General features: G+C 71.1%; 10 protein-coding genes, 2 tRNA genes and 2 pseudogenes. 8 read left to right on the top strand and 6 right to left on the bottom strand.

The genetic code is table 11. The annotated features are described in order from the left end of the window. Positions 1-320: 320 nt before the first annotated feature. Positions 321-788 carry an SSI family serine proteinase inhibitor gene (locus ACFYY6_RS17990; RefSeq protein WP_389194031.1) on the bottom strand — a complete coding sequence of 156 codons (468 nt, stop codon included), beginning with the start codon at positions 786-788 and terminating at the stop codon, positions 321-323. A gap of 420 nt (positions 789-1,208) precedes the next feature. Between ACFYY6_RS17990 and ACFYY6_RS17985 the strand changes: the two genes are divergently transcribed. The 3 genes and pseudogenes from ACFYY6_RS17985 to ACFYY6_RS17975 form a co-directional block, all read left to right on the top strand. Then, a tRNA-Ser gene (locus tag ACFYY6_RS17985) sits at positions 1,209-1,299 on the top strand. A gap of 454 nt (positions 1,300-1,753) precedes the next feature. Continuing rightward, positions 1,754-1,826: transfer RNA gene (locus tag ACFYY6_RS17980), tRNA-Arg, on the top strand. Between the two features lie 90 nt (positions 1,827-1,916). Next, positions 1,917-2,039: pseudogene (locus tag ACFYY6_RS17975) on the top strand (XRE family transcriptional regulator); the annotation flags it as partial. Positions 2,040-2,085: 46 nt separating this feature from the next. Here the strand turns inward: ACFYY6_RS17975 and ACFYY6_RS17970 are convergent. After that, entirely contained in the window at positions 2,086-2,256 is a 171-nt protein-coding gene (locus tag ACFYY6_RS17970) for a hypothetical protein (RefSeq protein WP_351517109.1), read from the bottom strand. Positions 2,257-2,596: 340 nt separating this feature from the next. Here ACFYY6_RS17970 and ACFYY6_RS17965 point away from each other — a divergent pair, with 340 nt between their 5' ends. From ACFYY6_RS17965 to ACFYY6_RS17955, 3 genes are all read left to right on the top strand, one after another. Next, positions 2,597-3,478, top strand: coding sequence for a DUF2797 domain-containing protein (locus ACFYY6_RS17965; protein WP_351517107.1), 882 nt, complete (start codon positions 2,597-2,599; stop codon positions 3,476-3,478). A gap of 204 nt (positions 3,479-3,682) precedes the next feature. Next, entirely contained in the window at positions 3,683-4,561 is an 879-nt protein-coding gene (locus tag ACFYY6_RS17960; protein WP_351517106.1) for an amidohydrolase family protein, read from the top strand. A 145-nt stretch (positions 4,562-4,706) separates the two neighbouring features. Beyond that, the gene (locus tag ACFYY6_RS17955) at positions 4,707-5,474 is read left to right on the top strand and encodes a response regulator transcription factor (protein ID WP_351517105.1); all 768 of its coding nucleotides are present in this window, start codon (positions 4,707-4,709) and stop codon (positions 5,472-5,474) included. Here ACFYY6_RS17955 and ACFYY6_RS17950 read toward each other — a convergent pair. After that, a pseudogene (locus ACFYY6_RS17950) lies at positions 5,458-6,041 on the bottom strand (DUF4037 domain-containing protein); the annotation flags it as partial. The gene ACFYY6_RS17955 and the pseudogene ACFYY6_RS17950 sit on opposite strands and share 17 nt — an antisense overlap. Before the next feature lie 144 nt (positions 6,042-6,185). Here ACFYY6_RS17950 and ACFYY6_RS17945 point away from each other — a divergent pair. Beyond that, entirely contained in the window at positions 6,186-7,721 is a 1,536-nt protein-coding gene (locus ACFYY6_RS17945; protein ID WP_389194028.1) for an MFS transporter, read from the top strand. Positions 7,722-7,845: 124 nt separating this feature from the next. Then, the gene (locus ACFYY6_RS17940) at positions 7,846-8,616 is read left to right on the top strand and encodes a TetR/AcrR family transcriptional regulator C-terminal domain-containing protein (RefSeq protein WP_351517101.1); all 771 of its coding nucleotides are present in this window, start codon (positions 7,846-7,848) and stop codon (positions 8,614-8,616) included. Positions 8,617-8,842: 226 nt separating this feature from the next. On the opposite strand, the gene ACFYY6_RS17935 is transcribed toward ACFYY6_RS17940, so the two are convergent. The 3 genes from ACFYY6_RS17935 to ACFYY6_RS17925 form a co-directional block, all read right to left on the bottom strand. After that, positions 8,843-9,658, bottom strand: a complete 816-nt coding sequence (locus tag ACFYY6_RS17935) for a YceI family protein (protein ID WP_351517100.1) — start codon at positions 9,656-9,658, stop codon at positions 8,843-8,845. A 366-nt stretch (positions 9,659-10,024) separates the two neighbouring features. Beyond that, complete coding sequence (locus ACFYY6_RS17930; protein ID WP_389194025.1) at positions 10,025-12,556, bottom strand: MFS transporter; 2,532 nt, start codon at positions 12,554-12,556, stop codon at positions 10,025-10,027. A gap of 23 nt (positions 12,557-12,579) precedes the next feature. Next, entirely contained in the window at positions 12,580-13,101 is a 522-nt protein-coding gene (locus tag ACFYY6_RS17925) for a MarR family winged helix-turn-helix transcriptional regulator (protein ID WP_351517097.1), read from the bottom strand. Between the last annotated feature and the right edge of the window lie 235 nt (positions 13,102-13,336).

Here is a 13,336-nt window from a genome sequence, read left to right as displayed (position 1 = left end):
GACAGCGGGCCCCATCTTGCCCCTCGGGCCGCGTGCTGTCACGGAAGGAGTCTAAGGGCAGGGGAGGAGCGCGGGGCGGCGGATGAGGAGGAGCTCTCACCAAGGTTCGGTGGACACGGTGTGCCGCGCCGACCCGTCGCCGCCGTGCGGGGCGCCCGGCAGGGAACGGTCCGGCCGCCCCGCACCGGGCGCCACCCTGGACGATCGCCACCGCTTCGCGGACGTCGGCCGGACGGGCGCCACCACCGCCCGGCCACCGCCGCCCGGCCGGGGCCGGCCGGGCGCCGGACCGGATCGGACGCCGTTCACCGGGCGTCGTTTCACCGGACCCCGGGAAGCACCGGCCGCAGGTTGTTCCAGCGCGAGATCTCGCAGCCGTCGGCCCGGCTGAACACGGCGTCGATGTGCCGCCCCTGCCAGGTCCCGGTGATCCGGGCGGTGGCCGGACCGCCGAACTGCTGGGTGCACATCGCGCCCCGGGGCACCGGTGCGAACGGGTCCGTGCCCTCGTCCGCCAGCTCCGCCAGCCGGTCGCAGGCCGGCTTCGCCGCCGGGTGGTCGCCGCCCACGGGAGCGCATTCCAGCTCGAAGGCGCCCTCGGCCGAGGGATCCCCCGCCTTCGAGACCGTCACCGTCAGCCGGGTGCGGGCGTCGTCCTCGCCCTGCGGCAGCGGCAGGGGCAGGGGCGAGGGAAGCGGAAGGGGGCCGGACGCCGCCGCGGCACCCGGCGCGGCGGCGGACAGCACGGTGAGGGATACGACGGCGGTGAGAGCGAGGCGGCGCAGCATGACGGGCTCCTGTGCTCGGGCCCTCCGGGAACGCGCACTTTCTCGCGAATTTTCGAAGGGCGGCCTGACGAACGGAAGAACGGGGAACAGGAGGCCGGTGCCTCCCTCCCGACGAACGACCTCGTCCACGATTGTCAGCGGCATCGCGGTGTCCGGGACCTCCGCCTCCGGCATTGTCGTCAGTCCCCGACGCTCCGCGTCGACTCCCTCCTCCGCCTTGGATCGAAGGCCCCAGACGCCGCTCCTTCCTCCACTGCCAATCGTGGACGAGGTCGTAACGCTCCTCGCGCCACGACGTTGCGCACCCGGGGCGCTTTGCCCTCGCACCCGACTGCCTAGTACCGTAGGCAGCGATTGGTGACACGACGCTTGGCTGTGTCATCATCTGCACACACCACTCGCGCTCGCGCGGGGTGTGCTGGAGGCGTCGCCTAGTCCGGTCTATGGCGCCGCACTGCTAATGCGGTTTGGGTCTTAAAACCCATCGAGGGTTCAAATCCCTCCGCCTCCGCTTTCACCGAAGCCCCGTGCCACCAGCACGGGGCTTCGGCCGTATTCCGGGATCTCGGCGTTCTCGCGGTCTCCGGGCCCCGAATGCTTTCGACGGCCGCCTCGATCGCCCCTCGGCCGTTCCGACCGTTCTCGGATGCTCCCGGCCGTCCTCGGCCCTCAGCCCTCGGTCGCCTTCGGTCGCCCTTGGTCGCCCTCGGGCATCCTCGGTCGTTCTCGTGCGGCCTCTGTCGTTCTCGTGCGGCCCAGCGAGTGGTTCGGTGAGCCGTCCGGGAGCGGGTGAATCCGCGATCCGCCGTGATCGCGCGCGGGGGCGGTGTGCGCGCCGGACGCCGCAGAACAGGGCGTTTCCGCAGGTCAGAGGCGGTGCAGCTAATGGATTTCGCGCTACGGCGCAGGTCATGTAATGTTGTTCCCGCAACGCCGACCGGGAAGAAAAAAACCGGGAAGCACAAGCACTCGTAGCTTAACGGATAGAGCATCTGACTACGGATCAGAAGGTTGCAGGTTCGAATCCTGCCGAGTGCACAGCAGACCAGAGGCCCTGTGGAGTAGTCCACAGGGCCTCTGGTTTTTGCCTTGACGGCAGTGTTTGACGGCAACCGCCTCAGGGGGCGGGTGCGGGGCTACGCTGCTCCCGTGTGGCACCTTCGGCGCAGCGGAAAGGGCGGCATGTTCGATACCTACGCCAGCAGCTTCGACGCGGTGTGGGAGGCCGCGACGCCGGTAAGGGAAGAGTGATTACGGCACGCACGGGGTGAGGCGCGCAGACAGTTCAACGTCTGCTTCACTGCCCGCGTGGTCGGCGCCGTGGACGGAACTCTTCGAAGCCAGGAAGTGTCTCGACTTCGGCGTGGGTCCAGGGCATGTCGGCGCCGGTCACGGTCAGGCGGGCAATCTCCTGGTCGCTGTGGTGGAGCCGCCAGATACTGCTGGTGGTCAGGTGCGGATTGGCCATGTCCCCATGATGGTGATCAACACTGACAGCCGGGACGCGAGTTCACGGCACTCTCTCGATCACGGGACCCCATCGATCATCGGACGGGCCCGAACGCGCCTCGGACGGGGCCCAGAGGTGCGGGCTGTCGCATCGACCGCTCGGGCTCGGCCTCTGGTGAGAATGCTCGGCCTTCGCTGCGACAGGTCACCGGTTCACGGCGTCCGTCCCCCCGCCTCCCCAGCTTTCTCGGCTTTCCCGGCCTCCTGGCCCCCCTGGCTTTCTTCACCCGGCTCTCGTCGTCCGTCGCCCGGTAGCATCGCTGGATCTCTCATCGTCCGCGAACGTCCGGAGTTCACCCATGGGCTGGCAGTGCACGGGGCTGCGATGGCCGACGGGCGACGGTGGGCCCTCGCTCGGCTGGCGGCGGGCCGCGACGGTGCGGGCGAGCGCGCTCGCGTACGGGACGGAGCTCGGGTTCCGGGCCGTGGGGCCGCGGCGATGCACCGGGGCGCGCGGGCACGCGTGCCCGGTGGGGGCCGTGGTGCCGGGGCGGAGCACGGGGGCACGGTGCCCGGCGTGCGCGCGGCTGGACCGGGCGCACTCGGTGGCCGCCGACACGATCGCCGACGACCCCCGGACGTACCGCGTGTACCTCGCCTGGTTCGGGCCGGGGATGGTGAAGGCCGGGATCACGGCCGAGGAGCGCGGGGCGGCGCGACTGCGGGAGCAGGGGGCCGTGGTGTTCAGCTGGTTGGGACGCGGGCCGTTGATGGCGGCGCGACGGACCGAGGAGCTGCTGCGGTCGGCGCTCGGAGTGCCGGACCGGATCCCGTACGCCTCGAAACGCGCCGTGCGCGCGGTACTGCCGGGGGAGGGGGAACGGCGGTCCGAGGTGGCGGAGCTGTACGGGCGGGCCGTGGCGCTGGAGGGGGCGGGGTGGCCGGAGACGCTGGAGCGGTTGCCGTTCGAGGCGGTCGACCACGCCGGGCTGTTCGGGCTGGGCGGCGCGGTCGAAGTGATGTGCGCGGTCACCGAGCTGGTGGACGGGGGCGCGGTCGCGGGGCGGTTGGTGGCGGCGGCCGGTCCGGACCTGCATCTGGAGACGGTGGCGGACGGGGTCGTGGTGCTGGACACCCGGCTGATGACCGGGTGGGAGCTGACGGATGCCGACGCGCGGGCGGGGGTGGGCGTGCCGGTGGTCGGCATCGGGGGCGGTGGAGTGCAGGACGGGCTGTTCTGAGATCGTCGGCTCCAGGCAGGTCCGGCAGGTCCGGCAGGTCCGACGTGGGTCGGGCCTGCCCGGACGGAAGCCACATGAGCCACATGGATCCGCACAGGGCCGCATGGGTCCGCACAGGGCCGCATGTGAGTCCGCACGGGCCGCGTGGGTCCCACGGGTCCCCGCGCGGGCGAGTGGTCCGTGCACGGAGGGAAGGGGAGCGTTGTGAACGGTGAAGTCGACGACGTCGTTCGGTTCTGGGAACGGCTGGGGCTGCCCGGGATCATTGATGTGCACACGCACTTCATGCCGGAACGGGTGCTGCGCAAGGTCTGGGCGTACTTCGACTCGGCCGGTCCGCTGACCGGCATGGAGTGGCCGATCGCCTACCGCCACGAGGAGGACGAACGACTCACGTTGCTGCGCTCGTTCGGAGTGCGGCGGTTCACCTCGATGCTCTACCCGCACAAGACCGGGATGGCCGCCTGGCTGAACGAGTGGGCGGCCGGTTTCGCGCGCCGGGTGCCGGACTGTCTGCACACCTCGACCTTCTTCCCGGAGGAGGGCGTGGAGCGGTACGTGCGCGAGGCGGTGGAGGCGGGGGCCAGGGTCTTCAAGGCGCATGTCCAGGTCGGCGCGTACGACCCCGGCGACCCCTTGCTGGACCCGGTGTGGGGGCTGCTCGCCGATGCGGGCATCCCGGTGGTGACGCACTGCGGCTCCGGACCGGCGCCTGGCCGGCACACCGGGCCCGCGCCGATCGCCAGGCTGCTCGCCCGGCACCCGCGACTGCGGCTGGTCGTGGCGCACATGGGGATGCCGGAGTACGCGGAGTTCCTCGCGCTGGCCGAGACGTACCCGGAGGTGCGGCTGGACACGACGATGGTGTTCACGGACTTCGTACGGGACCTGAGCCCGTTCCCGGTGGCCGAACGGGGGCGGCTCGCCGCGCTCGGGGACCGGATCCTGCTGGGTACGGACTTCCCCAACATCCCATATCCGTACGCCCATCAACTGCATGCGTTGGAACGGCTGGAGCTGGGCGACGACTGGCTGCGGGCGGTCTGCCACGAGAACGCGAGGGCGCTGTTCGACGTGGCGTGAGACGCCGGGATGGTCGCGTACGCCGGGACGGTCCTCACACGCGGGCGGGGAAGGGGTGTGGACAGGAGGGGGAAGAGGTCCGTTTCTCAGGGAATTCACAGATTCGGGAAAGAAGCCTCTCAGAGGAGCCTCACAGGGTTGAGGCATGACGACGACGACCTCACCCCTGAGGCATACCGAACTGTCCCGGGAACGCGACGAACCGCTGAGGCCCGACCACCGCACCCCCGTCCGCGTGCTCGTCGTGGACGACGAGGCCGCTCTCACCGAGCTGCTCTCCATGGCGCTGCGCTACGAGGGCTGGGAGGTGCGCAGCGCCGGTGACGCGGCCGGAGCCGTGCGGATGGCGCGGGACTTCCGGCCCGATGCGGTGATCCTCGACGTGACGCTGCCGGGCGCGGACGGATCCGCCGTGCTCGGCGGGCTGCGGCGGGAGCTGTCCGGGGTGCCCGTGCTGTTCCTGACCGCGCGCGACGCGGTGGAGGACCGGATCGCCGGGCTCACCGCCGGTGGCGACGACTTCGTCATCAAGCCGTTCGGCCTGGAGGAGGTCGTGGCCCGGTTGCGCGGGCTGATCCGGCGTTCCGGTGCGGCGGCGGCCGTACGCGCCGACTCGTCGCTCGTCGTCGGCGACCTGGTCCTCGACGAGGACAGCCGCGAGGTGAGCCGGGGCGGCACGTCCATCCATCTCACGGCCACCGAGTTCGAGCTGTTGCGCTTCCTGATGCGCAACCCGCGACGGGTGCTGAGCAAGGCTCAGATCCTCGACCGGGTGTGGAACTACGACTTCGGCGGGCAGGCGAACGTCGTCGAGCTGTACATCTCGTACCTGCGCAAGAAGATCGACGCCGGCCGCACACCGATGATCCACACCCGGCGCGGGGCGGGATACCTCATCAAACCGGGGGAGTAGGGGCCGAAGGGCCGCCGCCCGGCCGGTCGGCGGCGCGGCGGAGCGCGGTCGTCGCCCGGGCCGCCTCCTGTGCCGATGTGGGGTGGCCGAGGACGTCGGTGCTGTCGACGAACTGGTCCACGGCGCCGATCGGTGGCAGCCCGCGCACCACCGGATCGGTGATGCGGTCGAGCAGCGCGGCGGCGAAGCGTTCGGCGTGCAGCACCCGGAACGGTCTGCTGTGGTACGGGCGCGTCGGCGGGATCGACCGGTCCGGTGAGCCCGAGCCGGTTGTGGGCGGTCGCGACGGTCTCGTAGGCGCGGGCCAGGTGGTGTTCGCGGGTGTCCCGGTCGGTGGCGGCGAGGGCCGCGGTGAGGACGGGTGCGAGGGCGGGGGCCTGGGGCGTGCGGGCGAAGGCGCTGCCGGGCCACTTGGCGTGGGGCGGGCACCGGCGGTCCATCAGCAGGCACAGCCGCATCAGATCGCGTACCAGGCGTGCGCACACGACGGCGGAGCCGAGTTCGTCGCCCCTCGCCGCAACGGCCGGCGAGGGTTTCCTCCTGGGAGACGCGCCGCCACTGACAGGCACTCGGCCTCGGTTCTCGGTTCCGTACGGCGGCTTCCGTGCTGTCCGCTTCGGCGCCAGGCAAATCACTTGTACGCCGTACGAGGACGGCCATACGGTGTATGTCGCCCACTCTCGTACACCGTATAAGGCATCTGGAGTCCGCATGACGGCGACCGCCGCCGAGCAGAACCACGTCTCGCCGCCCAGTCATCCGCAGCGCTGGCTGATCCTCGGCGTCATCTGTCTCGCCCAGCTCACGGTGCTGCTCGACAACACCGTGCTCAATGTCGCGATCCCCTCCCTCACCCGGGAGCTGGACGCGTCCACCGCCGAAGTGCAGTGGATGATCACCGCCTACTCGCTCGTCCAGTCGGGTCTGCTGCTCACGGCCGGCAGCTCCGCCGACCGCTACGGCCGCAAGAAGATGCTGATCGCCGGGCTCGCCGTGTTCGGCATCGGCTCGCTGGCGGCCGGACTGGCACAGTCGTCCGCGCAGCTGATCGCCGCGCGGGCGGGCATGGGCATCGGCGGTGCGCTGCTGCTGACCACGACCCTCGCCGTCGTCGTCCAGATCTTCGACGAGACCGAGCGGGTCAGGGCGATCGGCATCTGGGCGACCGTCGGCTCGCTCGGCGTCGCCGTCGGTCCGCTGATCGGCGGGGTGATGCTCGACCACTTCTGGTGGGGCGCGATCTTCCTGATCAACATCCCCGTCGCCGTTCTCGGTCTGATCGCCGTGGCCTGGCTCGTCCCGGAGTCCGGGAACGCCGGCGACGGCCGCCCCGACCTGCTCGGCGCGCTGCTCTCCACGATCGGTATGGCCTCTCTCGTGTACGCGATCATCTCTGGCCCGGAGCGCGGCTGGACGTCGGGGCAGGTCCTGCTGACGGCCGTCGTCGGGGTCATCGTCCTCGCCGGGTTCGTGCTGTGGGAGCTGCGCATTCCGTACCCCATGCTGGACATGCACTTCTTCCGGAACCAGAAATTCGTCGGGGCCGTCGGCGGCTCGATCCTGGTCGCCTTCGGGATGGGGGGCTCGCTCTTCCTGCTCACCCAGCAGCTCCAGTTCGTGCTCGGCTACGGGCCGCTGGAGGCCGGTCTGCGCACCGCACCGCTGGCGCTGAGCGTCGTCGTGCTCAACCTCTTCGGACTGGGCGCCAGGCTGGTGCCGAAGCTGGGCACGCCGCTCACCATCGCGGCCGGGATGACCATGCTGGCCGCGGGGCTCGCCGCGGTCGCGCTGCTCGGCGGCGACGGTTACGGCGGCATGCTGCTCGGCCTGGTGGTGATGGGCGCGGGCATCGCGCTCGCCACGCCCGCCATGGCCAACGCGATCATGAGCGCCATTCCGCCGGAGAAGGCGGGCGTGGGCGCCGGGGTCAACGGCACGCTCGCCGAATTCGGTAACGGCCTGGGCGTCGCCGTCCTCGGTGCGGTGCTCAACGCGCGCTTCGCGTCGCTCGTGCCCGCGGCGGTGGGAGCCGCCTCGCTGCCCGTCGCGCTCGCCGCGGCTGCCGACGACGGCGAACGGGCGCGGATCAGCGACGCCTTCGCCTCGGGCCTGGAGACCAGCCAGCTGGCCGGAGCGGTGGCGGTGCTGGCCGGTGGCCTGCTGGCCGCGGCGCTCCTGCGCCGTGCGGAGCGCGCCGAGTCCCTCCGCGCGGAGTCCGTCGAGGCCGGGGCCGAGGCCGCGGCATAGCATCGGGGGCGGGGCGTGTCGGACCGTACGCATCCGCCTCGCGCGTACACGCACACGTACGCGCAGGTGCGGGAGCGCGCGTACGGGACGGTTCGCCCCGCCGGCAAGACGAGGAGAGTGCGCCATGGTGTCCGCGGCCGACCGTGTGAAGAACCCCGCCAGGACCAGCGTGTGGCTGGCCCAGCGCGCACCGTCGCGCACCCGCAGAACGGACCAGCCGGCCGGTCTCGACCGGGAGAGGATCGTCGCGGCCTCGGTACGGTTGCTGGACGCCGAGGGTCTCGACAGATTCTCCATGCGCCGCCTCGCCGCCGAGCTGGGTGTCACCGCCATGTCCCTCTACTGGTACGTGGACACCAAGGACGACCTGCTGGAACTGGCCCTGGACTCCGTCCACAGCGAGATCCGCCCCCCGCACGAGGACGCGCACTGGCACGACCGGTTGCGCGAACTCGCCACGCAATACCGGGCCCTGATCGTCCGTCATGTCTGGGCCGCGCACCTCGCCGGGCACTTCCTCAACATCGGTCCGCATGCGAGGGCGATGTCGAACGCGGTCATGGCCGTGATCCGGGCGACCGGCCTGCCGCTGGAACGCCAGGCCGGGGCGCTCGCCGCGGTCTTCCAGTTCGTGTACGGATTCGGCACCATCGAGGGCCACTACGCGCAGCGCAGCGCGAACGCGGGGATGACCCAGGAGGAGTACTACCAGCAGTCCATGAGCGAGGTCCGCGGCCAACCGAGTTTCGACCAGATGGTCGAATCCTCGGAGAAGCTGAGGGATGCCCGCGGCGGCGACACGGTCGAGGAGATGCGCGACCGGGACTTCACCTACGCCCTGGACCTGCTGATCGCCGGCATCGAAGCGATCCGGGAACAGGCCCGCGAGCGGTAGCGGCGGGCCGAGGGACGGGGCACGGGGGACGGGGACACGGGGGACGGGGACACGGGGGACGGGGGCACGAGGGACGGGGACACGGGGGACGGCGGACGGGGACGGGGATACGAGGGACCGCCTCGTTCATCGGCTCCGTCCCGAGCCCCTGCCCCTGCCCCTGCCCATCCGCCCCGCCCGTCCGCCCTGTCCCCGTTCCTCCGGTCGGCCCCGTCCCGCCCGGTGGTTACGACGGCAGCGACTCGCCCTGCACGGCCTGGATGTCGAGCTCCACCCGCAGCGTCGTACCGATCGCCGAGATGCCCGCCTGCAGCACCTGGTTGTAGTTCATGGCGAAGTCGTCGCGCCGCAGCTCCGCGGTGGCGCTGAACGCCGCGCGCACCCCGCCCCACGGGTCGGGGCCCGTACCGAGGTAGCTCAGGTCCAGATCGACCGGCCGGTCGACGCCGCGCATGGACAGCACGCCGTGGACGGTCCAGCGGTCGGGGCCGGCCGGCGTCAGCCCGTCGGAGCGGTAGGTGATCTCCGGGAAGCGGTCGGTGTCCAGGAAGTCGGGCGAGCGCAGGTGCTTGTCCCGCATGCCGTTGCCGGTGTCGATGCTGGCCGCGGTGATGACGGCGTCGACCCGGGACCGGTGGACCTCGTCCGCGATCTCGATCCGGCCGCTGAACTCGGTGAACCGGCCCCGCACGCTGGAGATGCCCAGGTGCTGCGCGACCGCGGCGACCGAGGAGTGCGCCGGGTCCAGCGACCAGGCGCCCGGCGGCGGCAGCTCGACTCCGCCCTGCCGGGCCAGCACCACGGTGCCGGCCTCTACGCGCCCGCTCGCCGTGACGAGCGCGGTGGATGCGGCCGGGGCGTACCCGACCGCGGTGACGATCACCGTGTACGCGCCGGCCGGCAGGGGGGTGTCCGTCCGCACCGTCCCGTCCTCGTCGGCGGCGGCCCGCAGCACCTGCGCGCCGGTCATGTCGGTGACCGTCACGACCGCGTGCTGGACCGCCCAGCCGTCCCGCGTCCGTACCTGTGCGCGAAGTCCCATCCCGTTCTCTCTCCTTGCTCAAGGACTCAGTGAATCAGTGACCCAGTGGCTGGGACCCGGTGGCTCGGGCCCGGTTGCCCGGACCCGGTGGCTCGGATCAGTGCTCGGAACCGGGGACCCGGTGAACCGCGGACCGGACCCGGTGACTCCGAATCAGTGACCCCGGTGACTCGGTGAGTTCGAGTCGCTCAATGAGTCGGGCCCCGGGGCGGGGCCGGCCGGCCGTCCCCTGCCTGCCGTCCCCGCCGCCGGGGCCCATTTCCACCGGCCGGTACAGCGTCTCCGCTCGGGACGTCGAACCGCCAGGGGTCTGTGGTGAGAGGTCCGGCGGCAGGCCCTGCTGTCGCGGGCCGCCGCCGGGCCTCCTCACTCGCCGGGGTGGGCGAGTTCGACGTCGTGGCCGTCGACGCCGGGACCGGTCACGGTCAGCGCGCCGGCCACCGGCGGGTAGCCGGTCGCGATGACCGTGTACTCGCCCGCGTCCAGGTCGGTGAAGGCGTACGCCCCGTCCTCCCCGGTCGTCGAGGTGGCGACCACGTTGCCGGCCGCGTCGACCAGGGTGACCCGGGCGTCGGCCAGCGGACGCCGGGCGGAGCCGGCCCGTACGACACCGCGCACCAGGGCGCCGGACTGCAGCGCGGCCTCGACGCGGGTGACGCCCTGGCCGCCGATCTCCACCGGCAGGGCCAGCGGGCGGAACCCGGCGGCGTTCACCGCGACGGTCACCGGACCGGGGACCAGCTCGCCGAAAGTGAACTCGCCGGCCTCCCCGGAACTGCCGGTCGCCAGTACGTCGCCGCGCACATCGGTCACGACGACCATGGCACCCTCGACCGGCGCCGCGGTCTCGGCGGCCCGGACGGTTCCGGTGAGGCCGCTCGTACCGGAGAGCAGGATGTCGTACGACAGCGGCTCCTCACCGACGACCACGGTCGACGCCTGCGGCTGGAAACCGTCGGCCGACGCGATCAGCACGTAGCTGCCGGTGCCCGGGGCGTCCAGCGCGTAGCTGCCGTCGGCCTGGGCGACGGAGCGCCCCAGCTGGCGGCCGGCCAGCGAGATCAGCGTGACGGCGGCCCGGGGGACGGGCGCACCTTCCGCGCCACGCACCACACCGTGCACGGCCGTGCCCTGAACGGAGGCGACCAGGGGCTCCGGAGCGGCGGCCGGGGCTGCGGCCGGGGCCGGAGCGGTCTGCGCCGCGTCCGCGGGCATGGCCGCGACGGCGGCGGGTACCGGCACCGGGGCCTCGGCCCGCTCGACGGCACCGGCCTGCTCGACGGTCGGGGTCCCGTCCGTGACCGGTGTGGCCTCGGCGGCGTTCGACTTCAGCGCGACCTCCTTGATGAAGATCGTGATCAGGAAGGCGATCAGCGCGGCCGGTGCGGCGTACAGGAAGACGTCGCCGACGCCGTGCCCGTAGGCGCTCTCCACGACCGTGCGGAACGGCGCGGGCAGCTTGTCCAGGTCGGGGATGCCCCCGCCGCCGGTGCCGCCGTGACCCATGGCCGCGCCCTCGGGGCCGAGGGCGGCGAGACCGTCCTTGACGTAGTGGGTGACGCGGTTCGCCATGACGGCGCCCAGCGCCGAGACGCCGATCGCACCACCGAGGGAACGGAAGAAGGTGACGACGGAGCTGGCCGAACCGAGGTCGGACGGGGCGACCTGGTTCTGCGTGGCGAGCACCAGGTTCTGCATCATCATGCCGATGCCGAGACCCATTACGGCCATGTAGACGGCGATGTACCCGTAGGCCGTGTCGTACCGGATGGTGCCGAGCAGCCCGAGCCCGGCGGTGACCAGGAAGCCACCGCTGACCAGCCAGGCCTTCCAGCGGCCGGTCTTCGTGATCACCCAGCCGGAGACCGTCGAGGAGATGAACAGGCCACCGATCATCGGGATCGTCATGACGCCGGACATCGTCGGCGACTTGCCGCGCGCCAGCTGGAAGTACTGGCTGAAGAAGACGGTGCCCGCGAACATCGCGATACCGACGAACAGCGAGGCCAGCGAGGCCAGCGCGATGGTGCGGTTGCGGAAGAGGCGCAGCGGGATGATCGGCTCGCTGGCCCTGGACTCGACGGCGACGAAGATCGCGCCGAGCAGCACGGAGCCGATGACCATCACCGCGGTCTGCCAGGACAGCCAGTCGTACTTGTCGCCCGCGAAGGTCACCCAGATGAGCAGCAGCGACACGGCGGCGCTGATGAAGAACGCGCCCCACCAGTCGACCTTGACCTCACGCTTCACGACCGGGAGCTTCAGCGTCTTCTGGAGCACGATCAGCGCGATGACGGCGAACGGCACACCGACGTAGAAGCACCAGCGCCAGCCCATCCAGCTGGTGTCGGTGATGACACCGCCGAGCAGCGGACCACCGACGGTGGCGACGGCGAACACCGCGCCGATGTATCCGCTGTAGCGACCGCGCTCACGGGGGGCGATCATCGCCGCCATCACGATCTGCGCGAGGGCGGAGAGACCACCGACGCCTATGCCCTGGACGACACGGCAGGCGATGAGCATGCCGCTGCTGGTCGAGAGTCCGGCCACGACCGAGGCCGCGACGTAGATGACGAGGGCTATCTGGACCAGCAGCTTCTTGCTGAACAGGTCCGCGAGCTTGCCCCACAGGGGAGTGGTGGCGGTCATCGACAGCAGCGAGGCCGTGACGACCCAGGTGTAGGCGCTCTGGCCGCCGCCGAGGTCGGAGATGATCTGCGGAAGGGCGTTGGAGACGACCGTCGACGACAGGATCGCGACAAACATGCCGAGCATCAGCCCGGCCAGTGCTTCCATGATCTGCCGGTGTGTCATCGGCGCGCCGGACGAGGGATCGGGCGACCCCCCGTGCTTGGCGTGGCCGCCCCGCACACCGGTCGGTGTGGTCGTAGCCATAGAGTTCCTTGTCTTTGCTTCTGTTACACGGGTGTACGGGTGTGCGCGTCGGCGCCGATGTCGGAAGGCCGCGAGCGGCACTCGCCGCTGTGTGTTCCGGGGACGCAATCGCCGAAACCGCGGCAGGCGAAACTGTCGCGCAGCCGGGCCAGGAGCCGGTTGAGCTGGCCGATCTCGTCGTCCGACCAGTCGGAGAGATTGTGGGCGAACATCTCGGTGACACGACGGTTCATGTCACCGAGCAGGTCGCGTCCGGCCGGGGTCAGCCGCAGGATGCGGGACCGCTTGTCGGTCGGGTCCGAGGACCGTTCGATCCAGCCGTGCTCCGCTACATGGGCGACATGTCTGCTCGTAACAGACATGTCGACGTCCAACAGCTCGGCCAGCCTGCTGATCCGCATCTCGCCGTGCTGCCTGAGCAGCGCGAGTACGGCGGCGGAACCGGACGGGCATTCGGCGGGGAGGACGCGTGCGACACCTCGCTTGACGGCTCCGACCGCGCTGAGATGCCGGGCCAGCTCTTCGTACTGACTCCGTGCGGCCATGAGCCCCCCAGACGATTCCACCGGTGCATCTTGTTGCTTAGGGCAACCATAGAACCCGTTGGTTGCTGCAGGCAAACGAAAATGGACTTGCAGAAGTAAAGGAACGCAAAAGGCTGAGTAGGGCGCCGGTCAAAGTGCCAGCGTGTGGAGTGCGGCCCGGGACGGGTGTGTCTCCTGCCACAGTCGGGGTGATGCCCGGCCGGGACCGCGGCCGGTTTCCACGGCCCCGTGACCG

It is taken from the genome of Streptomyces sp. NPDC001750 (genome assembly GCF_042892615.1).
Lineage (GTDB): Bacteria > Actinomycetota > Actinomycetes > Streptomycetales > Streptomycetaceae > Streptomyces.
Note: the sequence above shows the minus strand (reverse complement) of the source record. Positions and strands in the feature narration are given on the sequence as shown.

What these genes read in the sequence shown, in the direction of transcription:
- ACFYY6_RS17955 (WP_351517105.1), top strand. Translation starts at nt 4,707, where the DNA reads ATGACGACGACGACCTCACCCCTGAGGCATACCGAACTGTCCCGGGAA.
- ACFYY6_RS17970 (WP_351517109.1), bottom strand. Translation starts at nt 2,256, where the DNA reads ATGGCCAATCCGCACCTGACCACCAGCAGTATCTGGCGGCTCCACCAC.
- ACFYY6_RS17930 (WP_389194025.1), bottom strand. Translation starts at nt 12,556, where the DNA reads ATGGCTACGACCACACCGACCGGTGTGCGGGGCGGCCACGCCAAGCAC.
- ACFYY6_RS17940 (WP_351517101.1), top strand. Translation starts at nt 7,846, where the DNA reads ATGGTGTCCGCGGCCGACCGTGTGAAGAACCCCGCCAGGACCAGCGTG.
- ACFYY6_RS17935 (WP_351517100.1), bottom strand. Translation starts at nt 9,658, where the DNA reads ATGGGACTTCGCGCACAGGTACGGACGCGGGACGGCTGGGCGGTCCAG.
- ACFYY6_RS17925 (WP_351517097.1), bottom strand. Translation starts at nt 13,101, where the DNA reads ATGGCCGCACGGAGTCAGTACGAAGAGCTGGCCCGGCATCTCAGCGCG.
- ACFYY6_RS17965 (WP_351517107.1), top strand. Translation starts at nt 2,597, where the DNA reads ATGGGCTGGCAGTGCACGGGGCTGCGATGGCCGACGGGCGACGGTGGG.
- ACFYY6_RS17945 (WP_389194028.1), top strand. Translation starts at nt 6,186, where the DNA reads ATGACGGCGACCGCCGCCGAGCAGAACCACGTCTCGCCGCCCAGTCAT.
- ACFYY6_RS17990 (WP_389194031.1), bottom strand. Translation starts at nt 788, where the DNA reads ATGCTGCGCCGCCTCGCTCTCACCGCCGTCGTATCCCTCACCGTGCTG.